A 24,498-nucleotide genomic window follows, 5' to 3' on the forward strand; every position below is an offset into this window, starting at 1 on the left:
AGCGCCGCGCCGGACGTGTCGAGCGCGACGCGCGCGCCGTTCGCCCGCGCCAGCGCCGCCACGCGGGCATAGAGATCGTCCGGCGCGCCGGGCGGCAGGCTGCCGCTCGCCACGACCCATTGCGGCCGATGCCGGGCGAGGGCGTCGAGCCCCGCCGCGCATTCGCCCGCCGACAGGGTGGGGCCCTCCGGCACGAAGCGGTATTCGAGACCCGTCGTCGTTTCGCGCACCACCTGCGACACGCGCGTCATGCCGGCGATGGCGATGGTGTCTACCGGCAGGCCGGCGCGGGCGGCGAGATCGCGGAACAGCGAGGCCGTCGGGCCGCCGACGAGGCACACCGCCAGGGCCGGATCGCCGAGCGCATGCAGCACGCGGGCGACGTTGACGCCGCCGCCGCCCGGGTCGTAGCGCACGCCGCGCGTGCGCATCTTGTGCGTCGGTTCGACGCGGTCGACCTCGGCCCACATGTCCACCGCCGGGTTGGGCGTGAACGTCACCACTTCAGTCATGCGCCCCTCCCGGAAGCGCGCATCGTCGCTCCGGGGCGGAGAATGGACGGGATTCGCGGCGTTCACCATGCCGGTGATCAAATGTCGCGCCGGCATTCGACGGCTTGCGCCCCGGCCCTTGCACGGTTTAAGTTAACATAACGTTACACGACAGCCTGGGGAGGCTTGTTTGTCGTTTCACCCCCGGCCGAGCGCCGGCTCCTACGAGATGTTCGTCGCCGGCGCGCTGCGCGGCGTCCTGAAGGGGCTGCCCGCCGAGAAGGTCGGCCCGCTCGTCGAGGCCTGCTGCATCATGCTGCAGAAGGGGATCGAGCGCTGCGCCTCGCTCGCGCGGCGCGACCGCCAGGAGCTCGAGGCGCGCATCGCGAAGCTCGAGGCGGAGAACGCCGAGCTGCGCACCCAGCTCTTCATGACGGGCTTCGCCCGCTCCGAGCGCGCCGCGTAAGCAACTCAGCGGATAACGCGCGGCCTCACTCGCGCCTAAACTGCGGTCTTCTTCCCCCGCTTGGAAGGTGACTCGCTTGGACAACCGCATCCGCGCCGCCGTGGCGGAGCTCAAGGCGGCACTCGCCGAAGCCGGCATCGAGGGCTTCGGCATCAGGCTCTTCAACGTCGACGACGGCGAAATGCTGCGTTACGTGATGGGCGACCTGCCCGTCTTCGCCATTCCCTCCACCGCCGAGCCCCCCGCCGCCTTCGGCACCAGCATCGCCGAGGTCGGCGTGATGTGGGTCAATGAGCGCGCGGGAAGCAAGCGCCTCGGCCGCAAGGGCAAGGGAGGCGAGGGCGAGGGCGGCAAGGACGGCGCGCCGCGCTCGGGCGCCAAGCGCTGAGCGTCGCGGTTCCCTCCCGCTCCGCCATCGGCTAAGCACGGCTCCCGACGACAGCAGGAGACGCGCCGATCATGAGCTTTCGGGACTGGGCCCACCGCGCCGCGGACTGGTCGGCGGACTACCTCGAGCGCGTGCGCTCCTTCCCGGTGCGGGCGCAGACGCGGCCCGGCGCGATCCACGCCGCGCTCCCGGCCTCGCCCCCAGAGGCGGGCGAGCCGATGGACGCCATCTTCGCCGATCTCGACAGGCTGATCCTGCCGGGCATGACGCACTGGCAGCACCCGCGCTTCTTCGCCTATTTCCCCGCCAACGCCAGCCCGCCTTCCGTCGTCGCCGAGTACGTTACGGCGGCGATGGCGGCGCAGTGCATGCTGTGGCAGACCTCGCCCGCCGCCACGGAGCTCGAGGCGCGCATGATGGACTGGCTGCGCCAGATGATCGCGCTGCCGGAGGGCTTCGCCGGCGTCATCCAGGACAGCGCCACCTCCGCCACCTTTGCCGCCATCCTGACGGCGCGCGAGAAGGCGCTGGGCGGGACGGCCAACGCGCATGGGCTCGCCGGCGGACCGACGCTGCGCGTCTACGCGTCGGCGCAGACCCATTCCTCGGTCGACAAGGCCGTGCGCATGGCCGGCATCGGCGGCGACAACCTCGTCAAGGTGCCGACGAGCGGCTCCGCCTGGGGCATCGACGTCGCGGCGCTGGAGCGCGCCCTCGTCGAGGACCGGGCCGCCGGGCGGCTTCCCTGCGCCGTCGTGGCGTGCCTGGGCGGCACGTCGATCGGCGCGTGCGACGACATCGCGGCGGTCGCCGAGGTGGCGCGCCGGCACGGCCTCTACCTCCACGTCGACGCCGCCTGGGCCGGCGCGGCGATGATCTGCCCCGAGTTCCGGCATCTGATGCGCGGCGCGGAAGAGGCCGACAGCGTCGTCTTCAACCCGCACAAATGGCTGTTCACGAATTTCGACTGCACGGCCCATTTCGTGCGCGACCCCGCCGCGCTCACCGGCGCGCTCGGCCTGCGGCCGGCCTATCTGCGCACGCTGGGGCGCGGCGAGGGGGAGGTGGCCGGGGTCACCGACTACAACGAGTGGTCGGTGCCGCTCGGCCGGCGCTTCCGCGCCCTGAAGCTGTGGTTCGTCATCCGCAGCTACGGCGTCGAGGCGCTGCGCGGCAAGATCCGCAACCACGTCGCCTGGTCGCGCGAGCTGGCCGAGCGTCTGGCGGCGGACCCGGACTTCGAGATCGTCACGCCGCCCGTGCTGTCGCTGTTCAGCTTCCGCGCCGTTCCCGCGCGCCTGCGCGGCGCGAAGCCTGCCGAGATCGACGCCTTCAACGAGGCGCTGCTGACCCGCGTCAACGACGACGGCCGCATCTACCTCACCCAGACCGTCCACGAGGGCCGCTTCGTCATCCGCTTCCAGGCGGGCCAGACGGAGACGACGCGCGAGGACGTGATGATGGCGGGCGACGTGCTGCGCGAACTCGCCACGGAGTTCGCCGCGACCGGCTTCCGGAGCGCCGAAGAGACGGTATGATCGCCCGGGGGAGGGGCGACATGCATCTGCTGAGCTGGACGGCGATCCATCTGGTCATCGCGGGCGGCTTCGCCGCGCTGCTCGCCTTTCTCGGCGCGCGGCAGTCGCGCCGGCCGCGCGTGCTCGGCCTCTCCTACGCGCTGGCGCTCGCCGGCACGCTTCTCGCCACCGCCCTGGTGGCGATGGTGGTGCTGCGCACCGTGCGGCTCGACTGGACGGCGCTGACGCCGCAATTCGCGACGAGCCTCGTCGCGGCGCTGGCCGGCGGCGTCGTCGGGCTGTGGTGGGCCGGCGAATACCGGCGGGAGGCCTGACCCATTTTCACCGGACGTTTCACACCGTTGCCCTTTCTCTTTCCCCGGAGCCTGACATGACGCTGACCATCTATGGCTGCTACCGCTCGCGCGCCACGCGCAACATCTGGCTGGCTTTGGAGCTCGGCCTGGAGTTCGAGCACGTGCCGGTGATCCAGGTCTACCGGCTGCCCGATCCCATGGCCCCCGACGCGCCGCTCCACACGCGCAGCCCCGAGTTCCTGGCCGTCAACCCGAACGGGCACATCCCCGCCATCGACGACGACGGCTTCCGCCTGTGGGAGTCGCTCGCCATCAATATCTACCTGTCGCGCAAGCACGGCGGGCCGCTCGCTCCCGCCGACACGCGGGAGGAAGGTCTCGCCGCCATGTGGGCGCTGTGGGCTGCCACCGAGGTCGAGACGCCGGCGCTCACCATCATGCAGAACCGCGTCGGCAAGCCGCCGGAGCAGCGCGACGCCGCCGCCGCCAACGCCGCCGTGGAGGCGCTGCGCCGGCCCTTCGCCGTGCTCGACGAGGCGCTGGCGAAGGACGGCTATCTGGTCGGCGGACGCTTCACCGTGGCGGACATCAACGTCGCCGAGGTGATGCGGTACGCGCAGGCCGCGCCGGAGCTGTTCGAGACCGCGCCCCGTGTGAAGGCGTGGCTCGCCGCCTGCCAGTCGCGGCCCGCCTTCCGCGAGATGATGCGCCGGCGCGAGCTCGAGCCGGCCTGATCGGCCGGCGGGACCAGCCGAGGAACCGGCGGCGGCGCGAAGCGTTGCCCCGGCCGAAGCGTTGCCCCGGTCTTGGAGGACCCGTCATGACCGCCAGCAGCAAGCCCGGCCGGCCGCAGCCGGAATCCCTGACCACGTTCGAAAAGGCGGCCCGCGAGGAGGGCCGCAAGCCCAAGCGCGGGCTGCACGCCGACGCCGAGACGGCGCCGCGCCCGGACGATCCGCGCCGCGAGCACGAGACCGCCCGCAAAGTGCTCGAAGCCGGCGTCGAGAAGAAGCCCCACGAGGCCACCAGGGCCGTTCAGACGAGCCGCGATCCCCGCATTCCGCGCTGATTTCGCCGCCGGGGAGGGCGCGCCCGGCCGAGATCGGCTGACGGCTTGCCGTCTCTTGTGAGGCAAAAGCCCTCGCGGCGGCGGCCCACCCGCCGCGAATCGCATTTACGCCACGCGGCGAACCGCCTCGAAACGGCCTTTTCCACAGCCCGGCCTCCGCCTTTTTTCACCGACGCGCACTGCCAAGTCGGACAGCTTCCCGGCCGACTTGGGCCAGGCTCACGCCCCGGACTTGCGACCCCGGCGGGCGACATCCGTTTGCCGATCCACCCTTAAGTTGTTGAATCTCGGCGGCTGTCAAGATCGCGCCAGCAACGTAAGTAGATGAACGGTAGCAATCACCTTCAACAAAGCTTTCGAGATCCAGAGTAGAAGCCAAATATAGCTGCCTTAATCTGTCCTCATTCGGCCGTTCGGTTGCGCCCCGCATATCTTCTTGGGCACATCTCACTATCACAGGGGAGCCGATGACCGATCCGACTTCGGGCGCGAAGCTGCTGTTTGCCGATGAATTCACTGGGTCCACGCTGAGCCCGAAATGGGGCACCGCCTTCTGGTGGGGCGGGCGGACCATGGACCCCAACGGGGAGAAACAGATCTACCTCGACGACGGGGTGACCAAGCTGGGGAGCAAGACGGTCGGCATCGATCCCTACGGTCTCTCCGACGGGGTGCTCACGATCAGCGCGCGCCCCACGCCGGCCGACCTGCTCGATGAGACCGGGGGCTATCGCTACACCTCCGGCATGATCAACAGCCACGACAGCTTCAACTTCAAGTACGGCTACGTCGAAATCCGCGCGCAGCTGCCCGAAGGGCAGGGCCTGTGGCCGGCTTTGTGGATGCTGCGCCAGGACGACGGCAAGAAGGGCGAGATCGACATCATGGAAGTGCTGGGCCACGACCCCGGCTTCCTCTACTCGACCGCCCACCATTCCGGCACGATGAACAAGATCGTCCGGGCGGACGTGCCCGACCTCTCGGCCGGCTTCCACACCTACGGGCTGGACTGGGGCGCGGAGAAGACCAGCGTCTATCTCGACGGCAAGCTGATGGGCTCCATCGCCACGCCCGACGCGCTGAAGCAGCCCATGTACCTGCTCGCCAACCTCGCTGTCGGCGGCGACTGGCCGGGCAGCCCGGACGGCTCGACGCCGTTCCCGGCCGACCTCAAGATCGATTACGTCCGCGTGTACGACCACAAGGCCGGCGTTCCGACGGACACGCCGGACACGCCGAGCGCACCGTCTCCCGCGCCGACGCCCGATCCGGTGAAGACGCCGCCCCCCGCGCCGACGCCCGATCCGGTGAAGACGCCGCCCCCCGCGCCGACGCCGGACCCCGTGAAGACGCCCGCGCCATCGGGCGACCTCGTGGGCGGCTCCGGGCCGGACTCGCTGACCGGCACCTCGCACGCCGACGTGATCGACGGCGGCCCGGGGCTCGACATCATGAAGGGCGGCAAGGGCGACGACGTCTACATCGTCGATCACCCCGGCGAGCGGCCGATCGAGAAGGCCGGCGGCGGCGACGACACGGTGCAGACCGGGCTCAACCAGTACACGCTGCGCGGCTTCGTCGAGAACCTCGACAAGACTGGCGACGGCGCGTTCCATGGCGTCGGCAACAGCCTCGGCAACGACATGTCGGGCGGCAAGAACGCCGACTGGCTGGTCGGCGGCGCGGGCTCGGACACGCTCGACGGCGGGCGCGGCAACGACCGGCTCTATGGCGGAACCGGCGGCGACGTGCTCGACGGCGGAGCGGGGACCAACCGGCTGACCGGGGCGGCCGGCGCGGACGTGTTCGTGTTCGGCACGGGCGACGGAAAATCGACGACGCGCGTCACCGACTTCCACTCCGACGACCGGCTCGACGTCTCGGCCACCACTCTGCAGTCCTTCGCGGACGTCACGCACGCGGCGGTGGAGGTCCACGGCGGCACGACGCTGCACGCCGGCCCCGACACCATCGTGCTGCAAGGCGTGAAGCTCGCCGACCTCAACGCCGGCGATTTTATTTTTTAGCGACGGAGGGCGGGCCAATAGCCCGCCCTTTGGGGGTGGACCGAACGGCCCGCCCTTTGGGTTGCGAGCTCCGCCCGTCCCCGGCCCGGTGCAACGAAAGCCCAATGGCGGACGGCAGTCCGCCCTGAAAGTGCGGGCTCCCAGCCCGCACTTCCCCGGAGCGGTGCAGCGACAGCGGAACCGCATCCGGGGGCCAGCGCACTATGTCGCGCGTCAGCGCGTCCTGATGGCCTTTTCCATTGAGCGCCGCTGCGCGGCAGCATCCATGCGCTGGATCCCGGACATGCCTCCGCCAAGGCTCCGGCATTCCGGGAACGGGCGGACGGGCGTCCGCCCTTTGGGGTTGCGGGCCGACCGCCCGCCCGTCCCCGGCCCGGTGCAGCGCCAGCGGAACCGTGTCCGGGATCTGGCGCACTATGTCGCCCGCAGCGCGTCCGTAACCCTCTAGGCCGCCGGGCGGCGGGCGCGTTGGCGCAGGCGGCGCCATTGCTTGCGGGCGCGGCGGCCGGCGGCTTCGCTCCAGGTGGCGGGCGGCGGCTCCTCGTCCTCCGCCGTCGCCTCCAGCAACAGGCCGGCGAGGTGGACGCGGTCGGCCACCACGCCGTGGGCGACCAGCATGGCGTCGCCGAAATCGAGACGGTCGCCTTCCTGCGGCGCGCCGTCCAGGCGGTCGGCGAAGAGGTCGGCGATGCTCATGGCGCGCTCGCCCTCGTCGATGGTGAGGCCGTAGAGATCGGCCACCGCGCCGGCCGTCAGCGAGGCGTCGAAGGGGAATTCGGGGATGGTGTCGCGGTCCGACACCGTGCCGTCGACGGCGAAGAAGCGGTCGAGCCGCGGGATGCGCGGCGTCGGCGCGAGGAAGTAGCCGTAGTCGCCGGGGCGCAGGTTGCCGGCCTCCATCGGGTCGAGCACCTTGCCGCCGCGCACGACCAGCACCGGCTTGACCCAGGAGGGCAGGGCGCGGTGGCGGGTCGCGGGGCTGGGATCGCGCACCGGATAGCCCACCAGCTCCTCGTGGAGCTGGCCGGGAAGGTCGATGTCGATGCGCTTCACCTCGGGGGCGGGATCGCGCAGGGCGACGCCGGCGCGCCGCGCCGCGAAGGAGATCGTCCAGCCCTGCACGATCAGCGACACCACCACCACGACGAAGGCGACGTTGAAGAACAGTTCGCCGCGCGGCAGGCCGACCAGCAGCGGGATCGTCGCCAGGAAGATCGAGACGCCGCCGCGCAGCCCCACCCACGAGACGAACGCCATCTCCGCCCGCGAATAGCGAAACGGCGTCAGGCAGGCGAACACCGCGACCGGGCGGCCGATGGCGATCAGGAACGCCGCGACGGCGACCGCGGGCAGCACGAGGGGCATGACGTGGGATGGCGTGACCAGCAGGCCCAGCAGGGTGAACAGCACGATCTGGCACAGCCACGTCGCTGTGTCGTGGAAGCTGATGACGGCGCCGTAGGCGCGCACCGGCCGGTTGCCGAACACCAGCCCGGCGACATAGGCGGCCAGGAAGCCGCTCGCGCCCAGCGTTTGCGTCAGCGCGAAGATGACGAGGGCGGCGGTGACCACGAAGGCCGGATGCAGGCCGCTCGGCAGCGACACGCGGTTGATGAGGCCGACCAGGCCGAAGCCGCCGGCGAGCCCGATGATGAGGCCGAGGCTGCCTTCCTCCAGCACGCGCAAAACGAGCGCGCCGGGGGCGAACGACGCGCCCGACAGCACCGTCACCAGCATCACCGTGAGCAGCACGGCGAACGGGTCGTTGGCCCCCGACTCCACCTCCAGCACGCCGCCGACGCGCCGGCGCAGCTGCAGGCCGCCGGTGCGCAGCAGGAAGAACACCACCGCGGCGTCGGTGGAGGCCACGATGGCCCCGACCAGCAGCCCCTCGACCCATCCCAGCCGCAGCAGCACCGCCGCGACGACGCCGGTGAGCCCCGCCGTGATCACCACGCCGGCCGAGGCCAGCGCGCCGGCAGGCGCGAGCACCGCGCGCACCGTGGCCATGCGCGTGCGCAGCCCGCCGTCGAACAGGATGATCGCCAGCGCCGCCGAGCCGACCATGTAGGTGAGCTGGTAGTTCTCGAAATGGACGCCGAGCCCGTTCTCGCCGGCCAGGATGCCGACGCCCAGGAAGACGAGCAGGATAGGCACGCCGAAACGCGAGGCCAGCAGGCTGGACATAATGCCGACCAGCGCGAGGGCGCTGCCGAACAGGAGGGACGCGTGGGCGGTGAACAGGGCTGACATTCGGCCAGTATCGCCAGCCCGCCCGCGCCGCACAACGGCGCGAGGATTGCAGCGGGGCGGGGGAGCCATGCTTGCCCGCGCACTGGGGGCGCTGTAAGCCTGTGCGCCATGTCAGCCGCCGCGCCCCGCACCGGCTTCTATGCCGGCTCCTTCGACCCCGTGACCAACGGCCATCTCGACGTCGTCGCCGCCGCCTGCCGCATGGTGGACCGGCTGGTCGTCGGCATCGGCGTGCACCCCGGCAAGGCGCCGCTGTTCAGCCCCCGGGAGCGGGCCTTCATGATCGCCGCCGAGTTCGCCGCCGCCGTCAACGCGGCCGGCACCGAGCTGGAGGTCGTCACCTTCGACGGGCTGGCGGTCGACGCCGCCCGCAAGGCGGGCGCGACCCTGATCATCCGCGGCCTGCGCGACGGCTCCGACCTCGACTACGAGATGCAGCTCGCCGGCATGAACGGCGTCATGGCCCCGACCATCCAGACCGTGTTCGTGCCGGCCTCGCCGTCGGTCCGCCACATCACCGCGACGCTGGTGCGCCAGATCGCGTCGATGGGCGGCGACGTTAAGCCCTTCGTTCCGCCGGGGGTCGCGACGGCGCTGGCCGGAAAATTCGGCTAGAAATCGCGATCACGCCCGAACCCATGCCCGAAGAACCGATCGCGGCGAGTTTCGGTCGCAGTTCGGCCCCGAATTTGGGGTCGTTTCGGGCCAGTTCCAGCAGAAAAACACCAGTGTCCCGCGTCAACCCAGGAGGCTTCAACTTGCTCCGCATCGCCCTCTTCGCCGGCCTCGTCCTCGCCGGCGCCACCCTCGCGCAGGCCCAGACGCCGGCCGCCGACCCGCAGAACACGGTGGTCCTCACCACCAAGGACGGCCCCGTCACGATCCGCCTGCGGCCCGACCTCGCGCCGAAGCACGTCGCCCAGATCAAGGCCTTGACGAAGCGTGGTTTTTACAACGGAATCGTCTTCCATCGGGTGATCCCGGGCTTCATGGCGCAGACCGGCGACCCGACCGGCACCGGCACCGGCGGCTCCGACCTGCCCAACATCCCGGCCGAGTTCTCCAAGGAGTCGTTCAAGCGCGGCACGGTGGGCATGGCCCGGGCGTCCTCGCCGGACTCCGCCAACTCCCAGTTCTTCATCATGTTCGCGGACGGCCCGTTCCTCGACGGCAAGTACACCATCGTGGGCAACGTCGTGTCCGGCATGGATGTCGTCGACAAGATCAAGAAGGGGACCGAGGCCAATAACGGCCAGGTCACGAACCCGGACAAGATCGTCTCGATGAAGCTTCAGGCCGACGCGAAATAACGTCCCGCATCCAGGAAAGGATTTCCCCTTGAGCGCAGATACCGACAATACCCTGATCCTCGAAACGACCAAGGGACGGGTCGTCATCACCCTGCGGCCGGACCTCGCCCCCGGCCATGTCGCCCGCATCAAGGAGCTGGTCAAGACCGGCTTCTACGACGGCACCCCGTTCCACCGCGTCATCGACGGCTTCATGGCCCAGGGCGGCGACCCGACCGGCACCGGCATGGGCGGCTCCAAGCTCCCCGACCTCAAGGCCGAATTCAACGCCGAACCCCATGTGCGCGGCGTCTGCTCGATGGCCCGCTCGCAGAACCCGAACTCGGCGAATTCGCAGTTCTTCATCTGCTTCGACGACGCTCGCTTCCTCGACCGCCAGTACACGGTGTGGGGCCAGGTGGTGGAAGGCATGGAGAACGTCGACAAGTTCAAGCGGGGCGAACCCGTCCGCGATCCCGACCGGATCGTCACCGCGCGCCTGGGCGACGCCGCCTGAGACAAACAAAACCGGCCGGTCCCTCGCGGGGCCGGCCGGCTGACAAAACGAAGCAGACTGCCTTGAAATGAATAATCAAATGCGGATCTGAAGCGCAATCTTCAGTAACGCGCTGATGTTGATCCCGGGACCGAAAATTGTCAACGCAGGAGTCTTGACATCAGCAGTTTCGGTTCGGCGTTGTTGCAGCCGGAACACGGTCGAAATGAGCAACAAAGTGCACTTTCAACGGCAATAAACTCGCTGATTAAGCGCAGTACTCAATATTAAGTTGCGGGAATGCTATCTGGGGTTGTTGCGCGCCTCAGATGCACGCCGGCGACACAGGCCCCTCACCCCCATCCTCACCGTCGGATCATGCTCGTCGACCTCTTCGATTTCGAACTTCCCGAGGACCGGATCGCCCTGCGGCCCGCGCATCCGCGCGACTCGGCCCGCATGCTCGTGGTGCGGCCCGGCGACGCCGAGGAATTCGCCGATCGCCGCGTCCGCGACCTGCCGGAGTTCCTGCGCGCCGGCGACGTGCTCGTCGTCAACGACACGAGGGTCATCCCGGCGCGGCTGTCGGGAATTCGGGCGAGGGGCGACTCCGTCGCCCATATCGAGGCGACGCTGCACAAGCGCGAGGGCGCCGACCGCTGGCGCGCCTTCGTGCGCCCCGCCAAGCGGCTCGCCGTGGGCGACCGCATCCGCTTCGGCGAAACCTCCGAGAGCATGGCCTGCCTGCTTGCGGCGCTCGACGCCGAGGTGGAGGAGAAAGGCGAGGGGGGCGAGGTGCTTCTGCGCTTCGCCTTCGCCGGCGCGGCGCTGGACGAGGCAATCGACCGGCTCGGCGAGATGCCGCTGCCGCCCTATATCGCCGCCAAGCGCCCCCAGGACGACGCCGACCGGCGCGACTACCAGACCCTGTTCGCCCGCCACGAGGGCTCGGTCGCCGCGCCCACCGCCGGCCTGCACTTCACGCCCGAGCTCGTCGCCGCCCTAAAAGAGCGCGGAGTCGGGCTCGAAAAGGTGACGCTGCACGTCGGCGCGGGAACCTTCCTGCCGGTCAAGGCGGACGACACCGCCGACCACCGCATGCATGCGGAATATGGAGAGGTGGACGAGGCGACCGCCGGGCGCCTGGAAGCCGCTCGCCGGGCCGGCGGGCGCATCGTCGCCGTGGGCACCACCTCGCTGCGGCTGCTCGAAAGCGCCGCCGCCGAGGACGGGACGATCCGCCCGTTCCGGGCCGAGACGTCGATCTTCATCACGCCGGGCTACCGCTTCCGGGCGGTGGACGTGCTGATGACCAACTTCCACCTGCCGCGCTCCACGCTGTTCATGCTGGTGTGCGCCTTCGCCGGCTTTTCGCGCATGAAGCGCGCCTATGCGCATGCGATCGCGTCCGGCTATCGCTTCTACTCCTACGGCGACGCCTGCCTGCTGTTTCGCGCGCCGCCCGAGACCGAACCCGCCGCATGACCAACGCCGCCGACGAGTTTCACTTCACCCTGTCCGCCACCGACGGAGCGGCCCGCACGGGGCTGGTCCATACGCCGCGCGGCCAGATCCGCACACCCGCCTTCATGCCGGTCGGCACGGCGGGCACGGTGAAGGCCATGTATGCCTCGCAGGTGCGCGAAACGGGCGCCGATATCGTGCTCGGCAACGTCTACCACCTGATGCTGCGTCCCGGCGCGGAGCGCGTGGCGCGGCTCGGCGGGCTGCATCGCTTCATGAACTGGCCCCATCCGATTCTGACGGATTCCGGCGGGTTTCAGGTCATGTCGCTCGCCAAGCTCCGCAAGCTCGACGAGAAGGGCGTCACCTTCCAGTCACATGTGGACGGTTCGCGCCACGTGCTGACGCCCGAGCGCTCGGTGGAAATCCAGGGCCTGCTCGGCTCCGACATCCAGATGCAGTTCGACGAATGCGTGAAGCTTCCGTGTTCGGACGAGGAGGCCGAGCGCGCGATGGAGCTCAGCCTGCGCTGGGCGCAGCGGTCGAAGGAGGCGTTCGGGGAGCAGCCGGGCAAGGCTCTGTTCGGCATCGTCCAGGGCGGCGCCAACCCGGACCTGCGGGTGCGCAGCGCCCGCGCGCTCGTCGACATGGACTTCAAGGGCTACTCGATCGGCGGCCTGGCCGTCGGCGAGCCTCAGGACGTGATGCTGGCGATGATCGAGACGGTCGAGCCGCATCTGCCGAAGACCAAGCCGCGCTATCTCATGGGCGTCGGGACGCCCGACGACATCGTCGAGTCGGTGCGCCGCGGCATCGACATGTTCGACTGCGTCATGCCGACACGGGCGGGACGGCACGGCCTCGCCTATACGCGCTTCGGCAAGGTCAATCTGCGCAACGCGCGGCACGCGGACGACCCGCGCCCGCTCGATCCGGATTCAAGCTGCCCGGCCGCCCGCGACTACAGCCGCGCCTATCTCCACCACCTCGTCAAGGCGGGCGAAATCCTCGGCATGATGCTGCTGACGTGGGTGAACCTGGCCTATTACCAGGACCTCATGGCCGGCCTGCGCGCCGCCATCGCCGAAGGCCGGCTCGCCGGCCACATCGCCGAGACGAAGGAGCTTTGGACGAAAGGCGACCTGCCGCCGCTTTGAGGCGGGCGGGGGAGGCGCTGACACGCGCCCGCGCCTTCACTATATAGGCCCCTTCCAACGGGCGAAGGACAGGACACGGGCGGATGACCGGCACCAGACGTAGCAGCGCGGGCCTGGACGAACGGCGGCGGCGCATTCTGTACCGCTCCTGGCACCGCGGCTTCCGCGAGATGGACATGATCGTCGGCCAGTTCGCCGACGCCGAGATCGGCGACATGACGGAGGCCGAGCTCGACGCCTTCGAACACCTCATCGACGCGCCGGACCACGACATCTACGCCTGGATCGCGGACAAGACGCCGACCCCCTCGAACTACGACACGCCGATCTTTCGCCGGCTCAAGGCGTTCCACTCCCACCTCGGCCCGATCCACGTCTGAGACGAGGACCGCGCCGCCGACGCACCGGGGCGTGGCAGGGCCGCCTGCCGCCGCCGGGCCATCGCCCATTCATTCGTGAACCTCCGACCCATGGCCAAGACGTCCCCCCTGCAGCAAGCCGCCGACCTCGTGCTCCAGGCGAAGTCGCTCACCATCGGCTCCGTCCCCGACGGCTTCGACGCCATGGTGACGGCCGATCTGGCCCGCGTGCTCGCCCGCAAGGGGCCGGAGCGGCCGGCCGTGCTCGTCTATGTGGCGCGCGACGGACAGCGCCAGGCGCAGCTCGAAAACGGCCTTGCCTTCGTGGCCCCCGAGCTGGAGGTGCTGTCGTTCCCGGCCTGGGACTGCCAGCCTTACGACCGGGTGTCGCCGAACGCCGCCGTCGCGGCGCGACGGATGACGGTGCTGTCGCGGCTGGCGCGGACGCGCTCCGGGGAGGACAAACCGCGCCTGCTGTTGACCACGATCAACGCGATCCTCCAACGCGTGCCGCGGCTGGCGCGCGTCGCCACCGAGGCGTTTTCAGCCGCGCCCGGGAACGTCGTCGACATCCAGGCGCTCGCCTCGTGGCTGGAGGTCAACGGCTTCCAGCGCACCTCGACGGTGCGCGAGACCGGCGAGTACGCCGTGCGCGGCGGCATCGTCGACCTCTACGCCCCCGGCGTGCCCGCGCCCGTCCGGCTCGACTTCTTCGGCGATACGCTGGAATCGATCCGCAGCTTCGATCCCGAGACGCAGCGCAGCGTCGGGCAGATGCGCGCGCTGGACCTCGTGCCGATGAGCGAGGTGCAGCTGACGACGGAGACGATCCGCCGCTTCCGCCAGAACTATATCGGCCTGTTCGGCGCGGCGACCCGCGACGACGTGCTCTACGAGGCGGTCAGCGAGGGCCGCCGCCACGCCGGGCTCGAGCACTGGCTGCCGCTGTTCCATGACGGCATGGACACGCTGTTCGACTATTGCGGCGGCGCGCCCCTGCTGCTGGATCCGCTCGCCGAGGACGCCGTGGGCGAGCGGCTGGCCCAGATCAAGGATCATTTCGACGCGCGCAGCGGCGCGCTCACCCGCCCCGCCGGGGACCGGGCGCAGGGCGCGCCCTACAAGCCGCTGCCGCCCGACGCGCTTTATCTCGCGCCCGACGAGTGGGCCCGCCGGCTCTCCGACGAGACCGTGGTGCGGTTGAGCCCCTTCGCCCAGGCGGAGGGCGGCGCGAGGCTGTCCGTCGACGCCGGCGGTCGCCAGGGGCGCGGCTTCGCCGCCGAGCGCGCGCACGAGGGCGAGGCCGGCGCCTCCAACGTCTTCGACGCCGCCGTCGCCCATATCCGCGACCTGCAGGCCAACGGCAAGCGCGTCATCGTCGCGGCCTGGTCCGACGGCTCGCGCGAGCGCCTCGCGCATGTCCTCGCGGATCACGGCCTCAAGGGCCTCGTGCAGGTTTCCGCGCTGTCCCACGCGATGGCGCAGCCGCGCAATGTCGCCACCCTCGCCATCTGGGGCGTCGAGGCGGGCTTCGAGACGCCCGATTTCGCCGTCGTGGGCGAGCAGGACATCCTGGGCGACCGCCTCGTGCGCCGGGCGCGCAAGAGCAAGCGGCCGCAGGACATCATCGCCGAGGTGGCGAGCCTGACCCAGGGCGACCTCGTCGTCCACGTCGACCACGGCATCGGCCGCTTCGTTGGCCTCAGGACCATCGACGCCGCCGGAGCGCCGCACGATTGCCTGGAGCTGCACTACGCGGGCGGCGACAAGCTGTTCCTGCCGGTCGAGAACCTCGAGCTGCTGTCGCGCTACGGCTCCGAGGACACCGAGGTGGCGCTCGACCGGCTCGGCGGAGGGGCGTGGCAGGCGCGCAAGGCCAAGCTCAAGCAGCGCATCCGCGAGATGGCGCACGCGCTCATCAAGATCGCGGCGGCCCGGGCGCTCAAGGAAGCGCCCCGCTTCACCGCGCCCGAGGGCCTCTATGACGAGTTCTGCGCCCGCTTCCCCTACGACGAGACCGAGGACCAGCAATCCGCCATCGACGCCGTGCTCGACGACCTCGCGAGCGGCAAGCCGATGGACCGGCTGATCTGTGGCGATGTCGGCTTCGGCAAGACCGAAGTGGCATTGCGCGCCGCCTTCGCGGCCGTGATGGCGGGCCGGCAGGTGGCCGTCGTGGTGCCCACCACACTGCTCTCGCGCCAGCACTTCAAGACGTTCTCCGAGCGCTTCCATGGCCTGCCGGTGCGGGTGGCGCAGGCGTCGCGCTTCGTGCCCGCCGCCGAATTGAAAGCGGTGAAGGCCGGCATCGCGGACGGCACGGTCGACATCGTGGTGGGCACCCACGCGCTGCTGGGGAAAACGATTCAGTTCAAGGACCTCGCGCTTCTCATCGTCGACGAGGAGCAGCACTTCGGCGTCGGCCACAAGGAGAGGCTGAAGGAGCTGCGCTCTGAGGTGCACGTGCTGACGCTCTCGGCGACGCCGATCCCGCGCACGCTGCAACTGGCGCTGACGGGCGTGCGCGAGCTCTCGATCATCGCCACGCCGCCGGTCGACCGGCTGGCGGTGCGCACCTTCATCGGCCCCTTCGATCCGCTCATCGTGCGCGAGGCGCTGCTGCGCGAGCGCTATCGCGGCGGGCAGAGCTTCTACGTGTGCCCCCGCATCGAGGATATCGGCGAGGCGCGGGCCTTCCTGGCGGCCGAGGTGCCCGAGGCGAAGGTCGCCGTCGCCCACGGCCAGATGGCGCCGGGCGAGCTCGAGGACGTGATGACGGCGTTCTACGAGGGCAAGTACGATGTGCTGCTCTCGACCGCCATCGTCGAGTCCGGCCTCGACATCCCCACTGCCAATACGCTGATCGTCCACCGCGCCGACATGTTCGGCCTGGGCCAGCTCTACCAGCTGCGCGGCCGGGTGGGGCGGGGCAAGACGCGCGCCTACGCGCTGTTCACGCTGCCGGTCAACCGCACGCTGACGGTGCAGGCCGAGCGCCGCCTGAAGGTGCTGCAATCGCTCGACACGCTGGGCGCGGGCTTCCAGCTCGCCTCGCACGACCTCGACATTCGCGGCGCCGGCAACCTGCTCGGCGACGAGCAGTCGGGCCACATCAAGGAGGTCGGCTACGAGCTCTACCAGCAGATGCTGGAGGAGGCCGTCGCCTCGCTGAAGGCGGGCATCGACGACGTCGTGGACACCCAGTGGTCGCCCACCATCACCATCGGCACGCCGGTGATGATCCCCGAACACTACATCGCCGACCTGTCGCTGCGGCTGGGCCTCTACAAGCGCCTGTCGACGCTGGAGACGGACCGCGAGATCGACGCCTTCGGCGCCGAGATGATCGACCGCTTCGGCCCGCTGCCCGAGGAGGTGGAGCAGTTGCTGAAGATCGTGCAGATCAAGGCGATGTGCCGCCGCGCCAATGTCGAGAAGGTCGACGCCGGGCCGAAGGGCGTCATCCTGTCGTTCCGCGACAACGCGTTCGCCAATCCGGAGGGACTGGTGCGCTTCGTCGGCGAGCAGGGTTCGCTGGCCAAGGTGCGCCCCGACATGCGGATCGTGTTCATCCGCGACTTCGACACAGCCGACGAGCGCCTGAAGGGCACGGCCACGATCCTGCGCAGCCTGGCGCAGATCGCCGAGAAGAAGAAGGCCGCCTGAGCGCGGCCTTTCCACCAAAGACGCTGGCTTTGCTTAGCCCTCGGCGTCTTCCTCGCAGCGGTCGAGCGCGCTCGCCAGAACATCCGGCGATTCAGCGCCGGACACCGCGTACTTCCCATTAAAGATGAAGAACGGCACGCCGGTGACGCCGATGCGCTGGGCCGCGTCGATCTCCTGCGCCACCGAGTCGGACAGTGCGTCGCTGGCGAGGAGAGCGGCGGCCTGGTCGCGATCGAGGCCCGCTTGCCCGGCGATCTCCGCCAGCACCGCGTGGTCGCCGATGTCGCGGCCCTCGACGAAATAGGCCTTGAACAGCGCCTCGACGACGGCCTCGCCGACGCCGGCCTCCTGCGCCGCGCGGATCAGCCGGTGCGCGTCGAGCGTGTTGGGCGAGCGTTCGATGGCGTCGAAGCGGAAGGGGATTCCCTCGGTCGCGCCGATCTCCTCGAGCCGGCGATGCACGGAGGCGACGCGATCGAGCGAGCCGAACTTGCCGCGCATGTAGTCCTGCCGGTCGAGCCCGCCGGGCGGAATCGTCCCATCGAGCTGGAACGGCCGCCAGCGCACCGCGACGGCGAGGTCGGGCCGCGAGGCGAGCGCCTGGCCGAGCCGGCGCTTCCCGACGAAGCACCAGGGGCAGACGACGTCGGAGACGACGTCGACCACGATGCGAGGTTCCTTGAGGGATGCGTCGGACATGGAGGCCTCGGGAGATGTGACGGGAGCGGCGGCCAGCACGCGCGCGCCGTGCGGCGAAAGAAGGGCGGCTCAGCCGCGGGGCCGGCCGATGGCGAGGATGGCGCCCTCGGCATCAGCGCGGGCGACAATGTCGAGGCGGGTCCAGGGGTCGACGGGGTCGGTCGGCGCGGCCCCCCTGGCGCCGGCCGCCGCGCCACCCGCTTCCAGGAGCCCGTCGACGCGCTCGCGCAAGCTGAGCACCAGAGCGCCGTCGTCTTCGGGGATGCGCGTCTCGCCGAGCGCGAAGCCGGCCCGGCCCCCGGGGCCGCGGCGGGCGGCGAGAGACGCGCACTCGCCGAGCGAAAGAAGGTCCACCACGGGCGACCCGCTCCGCCGGGCGGCCGGCAGACGGTCGAAGCGGGCCGGGGCGCGGTGCGCCAGGATCGTCGACGACATGCAGGCGTCGCCCAGGACGCCGGACTCCGCCAGCGCGGTCTCCAGCGGGCCGGGCGCCACCAGATGCGGCCGGTCGCCTTCGGTCAGGGCGCGCAGCAGCGCTGCGCCGGAGAACAGCGGGGTCATGCGCAGCGTCCCGCCGACGAGCAGCGCCGGAACCAGTCCGCTCACGAGCCCGGCGTGGCTCATCGGCGACAGCGTCGAGAGGATCGGCTGGCGCGACACGATGCCGGCCCGCAGCACGAGCAGCAGCGCGGCCGCGACAAGCCCCTCGTGCTGGTGCCGGAACACGTGGGCGCCGCCCGGCGTCAACTCGCAGGTGAGAATGGGGGGCGGGCGCGACGCCGGGTCGGGGTCGAGCGAGCGCTCGCCGGCGTCGGCGAGACCCTGCGGACGGCCGAGCGGGATGACGCCCGCCGGCAGGCCGTCCCCGACGGCCAGGATCAAGCCGGGCCCGCCATGCGCCGCCGCCGCGCGGCGCAGCGTCTCGGCCGGGCGCAGCGAGGCGAGGCGGCCGATGGTGACGATGGCCTCCGGACGCGCGGCTTCGAGCACGGCGGCGATCTGCTCCTCCCGCGCCACCGGGGGCAGCAGGCAGGGGCGCAGCCCGCAGGCGAGCGCCGCCATCAGCGCGATCACGGCGTCCTTCCCGCCCGGCAGGCTGATCGCAATGCACCGGCCCGGCGCGAGGCCGAGGTCGCGGATCTCCCGCGCCATGCCCCGCACGGCGGTGACCGCGTCGGCGCGGCCGAGGCGCTTCTCGTCGGTGTCGCCGTGCTCGACCAGGAACGCGGCGTCCCCTTGCGTGCCGGCCGACGCCTGAAACAGGTCGAGAAGGCTCACCCCGGCCCAGGGCGGGGCCGGTTCGGCTTCAGGCTCGAAGAACTGGGCGTCGCTCACGGGACGGGGCCGAATCACTCGAAAGGCGCGTTCGCCAGTGTTGAGCCCTCAGGGAGTTTCCCGCCAGAGCGTTTCGGGCTGGAAGCCGAACAAAGGGGTGACGGCGGGCCGCTTCACCGCGGCGCTGTGCGCGACCCACTGCTCGGGCTGGTTGAACAGCGGGATCACATAAAACTGCGACAGCAGCACCCGGTCGAGGGCGCGGGTCGCCGCGACGAAGTCGTCGCGCTCGCGGGCGGAGAGCATGGCGTCGATCATCGCCTCAATGGCGGGGTTTCTCGCCCCGGCGTAGTTCAGCGAGCCCTGGCGGTCGGCGGCGCGGGCGCTCCAGCGTCCATACTGCTCGTTCCCGGGCGAGGGCGACGCGCCCCAGATGAACTGGATCATGTCGAAGTCGAACGAGGCGAGCCTGCGCCAGTACTGGACGTCATCGACGAGGCGCACGCGCATCGTCACGCCGATGCGCTGCAGGGACTGGGCGAAGTTCAGGGCCAGCCGCTCCTGGACGCGGCTGGCGGCCAGGAACTCGATCGTCATCGGCTCGCCCGAGCCGGCCCGCCGCAGCACGCCGTCGTGGAGCGTCCACCCGGCCTTGTCGAGCAGATCGAGCGCCTTGCGGGCGAGTTCGCGGTCGCGGCCGCTGCCGTCCGCCTGGGCGGGACGCCACGTCCCGTCGAGAATGTCCGGACGGACGGCGTCGGGGAAGTGCGCCAGCAGCTCGCGTTCGCGCGCACTCGCGGGCCGGCCCGTCGAGGCCAGGTCCGAGCCCTGGAAATAGCTCGTGGTGCGCTGGTAGACGCCGTAGAACAGGTTGCGGTTGACCCAGTCGAAGTCGAACAGCAGCCCCAGCGCCTCGCGCACGCGCGCGTCCGCAAACACCGGCCGGCGGGTGTTGAAGACGAGCGCGTTCATGCCCTTGGGGGTGCGGACCGTCACCGGGTCGCGCACGATCCGGCCGTCCGTCACCGCCGGGAAGTCGTAGCCCGTCATCCAGCGGGTCGGGCTGTCCTCGATCCGCACGTCGTAGAGGCCGCCCTTGAACGCCTCGAACAGCGAGTTGGCGTCGCGGTAGTAGTCGAAGCGGATCTCGTCGGGGTTGTAGAGGCCGCGCGAGATCGGCAGATCCTTGCCCCAGTAGTCCGGATTGCGCCGATAGGTGATGCTCTCGCCCGGCTTCACCTGCGCCACCACGTAGGGTCCCGAACCGATCGGAGGGGCCAGCGTGGTTTCCTCGAACCGGTCGGCGTCGGTGGCGTGCCTAGGCAGGACCGGCATGAGGGCCAGAATCAGCGGCAGCTCGCGGTCGTCGGCCCCCGTCAGGTCGAAGCGCACGGTATGCGGATCCAGCGCCTCGGCCTTGACCGCCTTGGCGTACCAGTTGCGGAAGTTCGGCTTGCCCTTGGTCTTGAGCAGCGCCCAGGTGAACAGCACGTCGTCCGCCGTCACCGGGCGCCCGTCGGAGAAGCGCGCCTTCGGATTCAGCCGGAAAGTCACCCAGCTCCGGTCGTCGGGCGTCTCGATGCTTTCGGCGACCAGCCCGTAGAGGCTGAACGGCTCGTCGTAGGAGCGGGCCATCAGGGCCTGGGTGACGAGCCCGGTCGGCGGGGCGATGCCCTGCGCGGCGATGCCGCGCACCGAGAAGGTGTTGAGCGTGTCGAACGTCCCCTGCACGCCGAAAACGATTCGTCCGCCCTTCGGAGCGTCCGGGCGGGCGTAGGGAAGGGCGGTGAAATCCGCCGGCAGGGCGGGCTCGCCGTGCATCGCGATGCCGTGCCGCGGCTCAGCCGACGCGCCGGCGGCGGGGGCGAGAACGCTGACAAGGGCCGCGAGGGCCGTCGCTGCGATCGTTCGGATCAAAATGACATCCCGGGGAAGCGCGATTCGCGTGACGTTACCACGGAGACGTGTGCGGGCGCGGGCGGTCCGCTCCAGATTTGTTCTGGAAAACAGGCCCGGGAAGCGCTAAGAGCAGCGCCGTCCTGTCTTGCGGTGCAACACCGCGCCATCCTTGCCAGGCATCCTTGCCGAGGGGCGAGGAAGGCAGGGCGCACGCCCCGGCCCGCAGCCGTGATCTGAGAGGTTTTCGTCCATGTCCTTCTTCCGGCCGTCGCGCCTGAGCCTCGCCATCCTCGCCGCCGCGGCGCTGTCGACCACCTCCGCCTTCGCGCAGACGGCGCCGAAGCCGGCGGCTCCCGCGCCCGCCAAGCCGGCCGCCCCGGCCCCCGGCGCTCCGCCGGCCGGCGCTCCCGGCGCCGCCCAGCAGGGTCCGACGGTTGTCCAGGTCAAGCCCGAGCCGTCCCAGCCCGACTGGGTGAAGGTGTGCGGCAAGGACCAGGCCGCCAACAAGGAAATCTGCTACACGACGCGCGACTTCGTGTCCGACCAGGGCCAGCCCGTTCTCGCGGTGGCCATTTACGACATCAAGGGCGACGCCAACCGCATGGTGCGCTTCCTGATGCCGCTCGGCCTGCTGCTGCAGCCCGGCGTCCGCTTCGCGGCGGACCAGGGCAAGGCGGAGCCGGGCCGCTTCGCCATCTGCCTGCCGAACGGCTGCTTCGCCGAAGGCGTGATGAACGACGCCGGCATCGCCGCGCTCAAGAAGGCGACGGCGCTGAACATCAGCGTGCAGAACCAGTTCGCCCGCGAGGTGACATTCCAGGTGCCGCTGGCCGGCTTCGGGAAGGCCTTCGATGGCCCGCCGATCGACCCGGCCGTGCTCGAGCAGCAGCAGAAGCAGCTGCAGGAGCAGATGCAGAAGCAGGCCGAGGAGATGCGCAAGAAGCTCGAATCGGGCGGCGGCGCCGCTGCTCCGGGCCCCGGGGTTGCGCCCGCCCCCGCGCCGAAGCCCTGACGGGGAGGGGCGGCGCGCCCGCCCTTCCGCCGAAGCGATCCGACCTGACGAAAAGCCCCCGGTCTCGGCCGGGGGCTTTTCGATTCGGGGACGGGAGCAGAAATCAGAGAAGCGGCCGCGCCGGCGCGATCAGTTCAACATGTCGCGGCGCGCGACGTAGATTCCGTCTTCGCTGCGAACGAAGATGTCGGTGACCTGGGGGTGGCGGATCGGGTCGCCCGAGGTGTCCGGAAGCAGATTTTGCTCCGACACGTAGGCGACATACTCCGTCTCCGCGTTCTCCGCGAACAGGTGGTAGAAGGGTTGGTCCTTCGACGGACGAACGTCCTCGGGAATGGAGTTGTACCATTCCTCGGTATTATTGAACGTGGGATCCACGTCAAAAATGACGCCCCGGAAAGGGTAGAAGCGATGCTTCACCACCTGCCCCAGGGCGAATTTTGCTTTGCGAGCCTTCATCTTGAGCGTTTGGATACGCCCGCCCGCGTGTCCGGTCAATTCGGGAGACTTCTTACCGTCCGAAGCCGTACAATTCGCCGAGCTCCGGATCGCGGGCGGCGACGCCGCGCGCGAGGTCGACGATGACCTTGGCCTGCTTCCAGGTGGCGTCGTCCTGCATCTTGCCGTCGATCATCACCGCGCCACTCCCGTCCGGCATGGCGTCGAGGATTCGGCGCGCGAAGGCTACCTCGCCCGGGTCGGGGCTGAAGACGCGCTTGGCTATGCCGATTTGCGAGGGATGCAGCGTCCACGCGCCGGCGCAGCCGAGCAGGAAGGCATTGCGGAACTGCGCCTCGCAGGCCTGCGCGTCCGAGAAGTCGCCGAACGGGCCGTAGAACGCCTTGAGGCCGTTGGCGGCGCAGGCGTCCACCATCTTGGCGATGGTGTAGTGCCAAAGATCCTGCTGGGCCACGGCGCGGTCGCGACCCTCGACCGGGTCGGCGATCACCTTGTAGTCGGGATGGCCGCCGCCGACCCTTGTGGTCTTCATCGCGCGCGACGCCGCCAGATCGGCCGGTCCCAGGCTCATGCCGTGCATGCGCGGCGAGGCCTGCGCGATGGCGTCGACGTTCTTCACGCCCTCCGCCGTTTCGAGGATGGCGTGGATGAGAATCGGCTTTGGCAGTTGATGGCGCGCTTCGAGCTGGGCCAGCAGCTGGTCGAGATAGTGGATGTCCCACGGTCCCTCGACCTTGGGCAGCATCACGACATCAAGCTTGCCGCCGACCTCCGCCGCAATGCGGGTGACGTCGTCCAGCATCCACGGGCTGTTCAGCGCGTTGATGCGGGTCCACAGCCCGGTGGCGCCGAAATCCGTCGCGCGCGCCATGGCGATGAAGCCCTCGCGCGCGGCCTCCTTCGCCTCGACAGGGATCGCGTCCTCCAGATTGCCGAGCACCACGTCGACCTGCCCGGCGAGCTCCGGAACCTTGGCCCGCACCTTCTCCAGATGCGGCGGGACGAAGTGGATCATCCGTTCAAGCCGCACGGGAAGCTCGCGCAGCGGCTCCGGCGCGCCAATGGCGAGAGGCCGAAAGAAGTTGCGGGCGAGCTTCATGTCGAGGGCTCCGATCGGTCGTTACTGCGGCGCACAATTTGCCCGCGCTGCACGCCGCAGGCAATCGGCCATCCGGCTACGGGTCAGCGAGCCCAGCGCCGGTGTCCCCACATCCATTGCCCGGGCGTCTCGCGGATCCAGCGCTCGAACACGGCCTGCAGCGCTTCGGTGGCGTCCCGCACGTCGGCTTCCCGGTCGGCCGAACGCGACACGGGGACGATCTCCGCCGTGACCAGGAAATGCGCCCCCTCGAGGCGGCGCACGCGCGCGGCGATCAGGGGCACGTTGCAGGCGCGGGCGAGCAGGGCCGGGAAGGGCGTCGAGGGGGCCGGACGGCCGAAGAACGGCGCCGGGACGCCCCTGCGCTCGCGCAGGTCGGCGAGCACGGCGAGGGCGCCGCCGCCGCGCACGATCCGCATGAGCCGCATCACCGTGTCAGGGGCCTTGCTGAACAGGCCGAGCGGATAGAATGGCGCGCGCAACGCCGTCACGTCGCGGTCGACGAGGGGGTTCTTGAGGCTCTGGTAGATGCCGGCGATCGGACGTCCCACACTGGCCGCCGCCAGGGCGGCGAGTTCCCAGTTGCCGGCATGCATGCTGGCCATGACGCAGCCCTGCTTGCCGGCAAACAGCTCGGCGATCTCCGGCGACAGCTCGACCCGGATGCGCGAAGGCTCGGCCACGAAGTCGGCCAGGTGGAACGCTTCGCCGAACGTCCGCCCGAGCACCTCCCACATCTCGGCCAGTATGGCCTCGCGCTGCCCGGCGTCGAGCTCCGGCATGGCGGCCATCAGGTTGGCCCGGGCGCGCGCGTGCCGCTTCAGCCAGGGCGCGACAAAGCGCCAGATGCGGCCGGAGACGGCGGAGGCGCGGTCCAGCGGCATGGCGCGAAAGAGGGCGGCCACGAGCCGGAAGCCGGCGTGCTCAAGGCGCGCCAGCGGACCGGCCGCGATCCGGCCGGGCGACGGCGTCGGCTCGTCGGCCGCCTCGTTCCCGACGGTGATGGACCCGCCCCTGACCTTCGACACCGAAGCTGCGTCTCCCTGCTTGCGCGCACGGCTGCTAGCACGGCTCGTGCCAACCGGGAAGCGGGAAC

Annotated in this window: 23 protein-coding genes; 15 read left to right on the forward strand and 8 right to left on the reverse strand. The window is 70.3% G+C overall.

The window, feature by feature from the left end; translation table 11 throughout:
* Positions 1-512 (reverse strand): 1-phosphofructokinase family hexose kinase (locus tag NK718_RS19515; RefSeq protein WP_254745762.1); only part of this gene is annotated, 512 nt, incomplete at its 3' end.
* Between the two features lie 169 nt (positions 513-681).
* On the opposite strand from NK718_RS19515, the gene NK718_RS19520 reads away from it, so the two are divergent.
* From NK718_RS19520 to NK718_RS19550, 7 genes are all read left to right on the forward strand, one after another.
* Complete coding sequence (locus NK718_RS19520; RefSeq protein ID WP_254745764.1) at positions 682-957, forward strand: hypothetical protein; 276 nt, start codon at positions 682-684, stop codon at positions 955-957.
* Positions 958-1,033: 76 nt separating this feature from the next.
* Complete coding sequence (locus tag NK718_RS19525; protein WP_254745766.1) at positions 1,034-1,345, forward strand: hypothetical protein; 312 nt, start codon at positions 1,034-1,036, stop codon at positions 1,343-1,345.
* Between the two features lie 71 nt (positions 1,346-1,416).
* Positions 1,417-2,883 (forward strand): pyridoxal phosphate-dependent decarboxylase family protein, encoded by a 1,467-nt coding sequence (locus tag NK718_RS19530; RefSeq protein WP_254745780.1) that lies wholly within the window; start codon positions 1,417-1,419, stop codon positions 2,881-2,883.
* Between the two features lie 20 nt (positions 2,884-2,903).
* Entirely contained in the window at positions 2,904-3,197 is a 294-nt protein-coding gene (locus NK718_RS19535) for a hypothetical protein (RefSeq protein WP_254745782.1), read from the forward strand.
* Between the two features lie 56 nt (positions 3,198-3,253).
* A complete protein-coding gene (locus tag NK718_RS19540; protein WP_254745784.1) occupies positions 3,254-3,913 on the forward strand; it encodes a glutathione S-transferase family protein in 660 nt (219 codons plus the stop codon).
* 86 nt (positions 3,914-3,999) lie between these two features.
* A complete protein-coding gene (locus NK718_RS19545) occupies positions 4,000-4,248 on the forward strand; it encodes a hypothetical protein (RefSeq protein ID WP_254745786.1) in 249 nt (82 codons plus the stop codon).
* A 467-nt stretch (positions 4,249-4,715) separates the two neighbouring features.
* Positions 4,716-6,275 carry a family 16 glycosylhydrolase gene (locus NK718_RS19550; protein ID WP_254745788.1) on the forward strand — a complete coding sequence of 520 codons (1,560 nt, stop codon included), beginning with the start codon at positions 4,716-4,718 and terminating at the stop codon, positions 6,273-6,275.
* Positions 6,276-6,719: 444 nt separating this feature from the next.
* On the opposite strand, the gene NK718_RS19555 is transcribed toward NK718_RS19550, so the two are convergent.
* Positions 6,720-8,528 carry a potassium/proton antiporter gene (locus tag NK718_RS19555; protein ID WP_254745790.1) on the reverse strand — a complete coding sequence of 603 codons (1,809 nt, stop codon included), beginning with the start codon at positions 8,526-8,528 and terminating at the stop codon, positions 6,720-6,722.
* Between the two features lie 108 nt (positions 8,529-8,636).
* Between NK718_RS19555 and coaD the strand changes: the two genes are divergently transcribed.
* The 7 genes from coaD (at position 8,637) to mfd (ending at position 16,959) form a co-directional block, all read left to right on the forward strand.
* Complete coding sequence (gene coaD / locus NK718_RS19560; RefSeq protein ID WP_254745792.1) at positions 8,637-9,143, forward strand: pantetheine-phosphate adenylyltransferase; 507 nt, start codon at positions 8,637-8,639, stop codon at positions 9,141-9,143.
* A gap of 152 nt (positions 9,144-9,295) precedes the next feature.
* On the forward strand, positions 9,296-9,838 hold the full coding sequence (locus tag NK718_RS19565; protein WP_254745904.1) for a peptidylprolyl isomerase: 543 nt from the start codon (positions 9,296-9,298) through the stop codon (positions 9,836-9,838).
* Positions 9,839-9,866: 28 nt separating this feature from the next.
* Positions 9,867-10,334 carry a peptidylprolyl isomerase gene (locus NK718_RS19570; protein WP_254745794.1) on the forward strand — a complete coding sequence of 156 codons (468 nt, stop codon included), beginning with the start codon at positions 9,867-9,869 and terminating at the stop codon, positions 10,332-10,334.
* A 357-nt stretch (positions 10,335-10,691) separates the two neighbouring features.
* On the forward strand, positions 10,692-11,798 hold the full coding sequence (gene queA, locus NK718_RS19575) for a tRNA preQ1(34) S-adenosylmethionine ribosyltransferase-isomerase QueA (protein ID WP_254745796.1): 1,107 nt from the start codon (positions 10,692-10,694) through the stop codon (positions 11,796-11,798).
* Positions 11,795-12,934, forward strand: a complete 1,140-nt coding sequence (gene tgt, locus NK718_RS19580) for a tRNA guanosine(34) transglycosylase Tgt (RefSeq protein ID WP_254745798.1) — start codon at positions 11,795-11,797, stop codon at positions 12,932-12,934. The genes queA and tgt overlap by 4 nt, the downstream gene beginning before the upstream one ends.
* An 83-nt stretch (positions 12,935-13,017) precedes the next feature.
* On the forward strand, positions 13,018-13,314 hold the full coding sequence (locus tag NK718_RS19585) for an FAD assembly factor SdhE (RefSeq protein WP_254745801.1): 297 nt from the start codon (positions 13,018-13,020) through the stop codon (positions 13,312-13,314).
* Positions 13,315-13,404: 90 nt separating this feature from the next.
* Positions 13,405-16,959 (forward strand): transcription-repair coupling factor, encoded by a 3,555-nt coding sequence (gene mfd, locus NK718_RS19590; protein WP_254745803.1) that lies wholly within the window; start codon positions 13,405-13,407, stop codon positions 16,957-16,959.
* Between the two features lie 33 nt (positions 16,960-16,992).
* Here the strand turns inward: mfd and NK718_RS19595 are convergent, their stop codons facing one another.
* The 3 genes from NK718_RS19595 to NK718_RS19605 form a co-directional block, all read right to left on the reverse strand.
* Complete coding sequence (locus NK718_RS19595) at positions 16,993-17,658, reverse strand: DsbA family oxidoreductase (protein ID WP_254745805.1); 666 nt, start codon at positions 17,656-17,658, stop codon at positions 16,993-16,995.
* A 69-nt stretch (positions 17,659-17,727) separates the two neighbouring features.
* Positions 17,728-18,993: an AMP-binding protein gene (locus tag NK718_RS19600; protein WP_254745841.1), complete on the reverse strand. Its 1,266-nt coding sequence runs from the start codon at positions 18,991-18,993 to the stop codon at positions 17,728-17,730.
* A gap of 48 nt (positions 18,994-19,041) precedes the next feature.
* Complete coding sequence (locus NK718_RS19605; protein ID WP_254745843.1) at positions 19,042-20,850, reverse strand: extracellular solute-binding protein; 1,809 nt, start codon at positions 20,848-20,850, stop codon at positions 19,042-19,044.
* 232 nt (positions 20,851-21,082) lie between these two features.
* Here NK718_RS19605 and NK718_RS19610 point away from each other — a divergent pair, with 232 nt between their 5' ends.
* On the forward strand, positions 21,083-21,844 hold the full coding sequence (locus tag NK718_RS19610) for an invasion associated locus B family protein (RefSeq protein ID WP_254745845.1): 762 nt from the start codon (positions 21,083-21,085) through the stop codon (positions 21,842-21,844).
* A 129-nt stretch (positions 21,845-21,973) separates the two neighbouring features.
* Here the strand turns inward: NK718_RS19610 and hspQ are convergent, their stop codons facing one another.
* The 3 genes from hspQ to NK718_RS19625 all read right to left on the reverse strand — a co-directional run bounded on the left by hspQ (position 21,974) and on the right by NK718_RS19625 (position 24,430).
* Positions 21,974-22,303, reverse strand: coding sequence for a heat shock protein HspQ (gene hspQ, locus NK718_RS19615; RefSeq protein ID WP_254745907.1), 330 nt, complete (start codon positions 22,301-22,303; stop codon positions 21,974-21,976).
* Between the two features lie 52 nt (positions 22,304-22,355).
* Positions 22,356-23,402: an HpcH/HpaI aldolase/citrate lyase family protein gene (locus NK718_RS19620; protein WP_254745847.1), complete on the reverse strand. Its 1,047-nt coding sequence runs from the start codon at positions 23,400-23,402 to the stop codon at positions 22,356-22,358.
* 83 nt (positions 23,403-23,485) lie between these two features.
* The gene (locus NK718_RS19625) at positions 23,486-24,430 is read right to left on the reverse strand and encodes a lysophospholipid acyltransferase family protein (protein WP_254745849.1); all 945 of its coding nucleotides are present in this window, start codon (positions 24,428-24,430) and stop codon (positions 23,486-23,488) included.
* Between the last annotated feature and the right edge of the window lie 68 nt (positions 24,431-24,498).

The organism is Alsobacter ponti (assembly GCF_024294805.1).
GTDB lineage: Bacteria > Pseudomonadota > Alphaproteobacteria > Rhizobiales > Beijerinckiaceae > Alsobacter > Alsobacter ponti.

Excerpts from the sequence above, each read along its gene's own strand:
- NK718_RS19530 (WP_254745780.1), top strand. The coding sequence starts at position 1,417 with ATGAGCTTTCGGGACTGGGCCCACCGCGCCGCGGACTGGTCGGCGGAC.
- NK718_RS19535 (WP_254745782.1), top strand. The coding sequence starts at position 2,904 with ATGCATCTGCTGAGCTGGACGGCGATCCATCTGGTCATCGCGGGCGGC.
- NK718_RS19540 (WP_254745784.1), top strand. The coding sequence starts at position 3,254 with ATGACGCTGACCATCTATGGCTGCTACCGCTCGCGCGCCACGCGCAAC.
- NK718_RS19545 (WP_254745786.1), top strand. The coding sequence starts at position 4,000 with ATGACCGCCAGCAGCAAGCCCGGCCGGCCGCAGCCGGAATCCCTGACC.
- NK718_RS19550 (WP_254745788.1), top strand. The coding sequence starts at position 4,716 with ATGACCGATCCGACTTCGGGCGCGAAGCTGCTGTTTGCCGATGAATTC.
- NK718_RS19555 (WP_254745790.1), bottom strand. The coding sequence starts at position 8,528 with ATGTCAGCCCTGTTCACCGCCCACGCGTCCCTCCTGTTCGGCAGCGCC.
- coaD (WP_254745792.1), top strand. The coding sequence starts at position 8,637 with ATGTCAGCCGCCGCGCCCCGCACCGGCTTCTATGCCGGCTCCTTCGAC.
- queA (WP_254745796.1), top strand. The coding sequence starts at position 10,692 with ATGCTCGTCGACCTCTTCGATTTCGAACTTCCCGAGGACCGGATCGCC.
- tgt (WP_254745798.1), top strand. The coding sequence starts at position 11,795 with ATGACCAACGCCGCCGACGAGTTTCACTTCACCCTGTCCGCCACCGAC.
- NK718_RS19585 (WP_254745801.1), top strand. The coding sequence starts at position 13,018 with ATGACCGGCACCAGACGTAGCAGCGCGGGCCTGGACGAACGGCGGCGG.
- mfd (WP_254745803.1), top strand. The coding sequence starts at position 13,405 with ATGGCCAAGACGTCCCCCCTGCAGCAAGCCGCCGACCTCGTGCTCCAG.
- NK718_RS19595 (WP_254745805.1), bottom strand. The coding sequence starts at position 17,658 with ATGTCCGACGCATCCCTCAAGGAACCTCGCATCGTGGTCGACGTCGTC.
- NK718_RS19610 (WP_254745845.1), top strand. The coding sequence starts at position 21,083 with ATGTCCTTCTTCCGGCCGTCGCGCCTGAGCCTCGCCATCCTCGCCGCC.
- hspQ (WP_254745907.1), bottom strand. The coding sequence starts at position 22,303 with ATGAAGGCTCGCAAAGCAAAATTCGCCCTGGGGCAGGTGGTGAAGCAT.
- NK718_RS19620 (WP_254745847.1), bottom strand. The coding sequence starts at position 23,402 with ATGAAGCTCGCCCGCAACTTCTTTCGGCCTCTCGCCATTGGCGCGCCG.